Genomic DNA, 1,044 nt, shown 5'->3' with positions numbered 1-1,044 from the left:
CAAGGTTTAGCGTCATTAAGAGATATTTGGATCAATATTCACTACGGGAGATGAACCGCCCATTGCGGACCCGCATGATGGGTGGTGTGGGGGCTGGAGGTTAGAGACCTCCGGCTACCCGATTAAGTGTTTATTTAGCTCTATTTTTTTCGTCAGAATTCTCAGCGGATGCTCTTGGCTTTTTAGGTATCTTATTATAAAGATGCTCTAGCTCTTTGGGTTCTGTTATAGCTTTTTTGACAATAATATTAAGCAAGTCAAATAATTTTGATGCCACATAATCAAAATCATCTTCTGACATCTCACCTGGATGCACTGCATTATTACCAGTGATTCTAACTGTATCTGCAACCTTAATTATCATCGGCGGTAAGACATTGTCCTCCGCTAGTGCACGAATATCTGAGTTTATATTTTCGCCTTTTTTTCCTAGGTGCTTGCATAGTTTCTGTAGTGCTAATCTAAGCAATGCTGCAGAGCCTCGAGGAGATTTTGAAGAAATTTTGGCTGCTTCTTCATAGTCTAACCTTACATCATCAGGCATGTCTGATACTGGAAGAGGAGCGATTCCTGTATCAGGGTACAACATGCTTCCCTTCGTCGGAATAGTGTACCCACGACTATCTTCTTTTTTTTCTTCTATCCGCCATAAAGACGATTCCTTACAATGAGCACAGTGAGCTTCAGTATAAGGTCGTGGTGAACTATTCCTTCCAAATGAATACCAATCCATATGGGCATATGTTCCACAAAGTGGACAATGAAATGAACTCGCGGATATTTTAGGTACTACATAATTCATATATTTAACTCAATGCTACGTGACACTTAACGCCCAAATAACAGGCTAAGTAATGGTTGGCTAAAATTGTGTAGCGAAGCGAAACGTAGCCAACTGTTACGTGTCCTTGTTAATTTTCTTGTGTACGCCCGACATGGGCATTGACTTATGAGGTGAAAGTCCTCTGTAGGAAGATCACCGTTTAAATAACATACTGTTATTAAACGATAACTACTAGCGAATGGCAAGGGCTAAATCGCGAG

General features: G+C 40.7%; 1 protein-coding gene. It reads right to left on the bottom strand.

What is annotated here, in order from left to right; genetic code table 11:
* Nucleotides 1–130: 130 nt before the first annotated feature.
* A complete protein-coding gene (locus tag H5182_RS21965) occupies nucleotides 131–589 on the bottom strand; it encodes a DUF4145 domain-containing protein (RefSeq protein ID WP_259398344.1) in 459 nt (152 codons plus the stop codon).
* Nucleotides 590–1,044: the final 455 nt, after the last annotated feature.

The organism is Pseudoalteromonas sp. SG44-17 (assembly GCF_014164235.1).
Classification (GTDB): domain Bacteria; phylum Pseudomonadota; class Gammaproteobacteria; order Enterobacterales; family Alteromonadaceae; genus Pseudoalteromonas; species Pseudoalteromonas rhizosphaerae.
Note: the sequence above shows the minus strand (reverse complement) of the source record. Positions and strands in the feature narration are given on the sequence as shown.

Excerpts from the sequence above, each read along its gene's own strand:
- H5182_RS21965 (WP_259398344.1), bottom strand. The coding sequence starts at position 589 with ATGTTGTACCCTGATACAGGAATCGCTCCTCTTCCAGTATCAGACATG.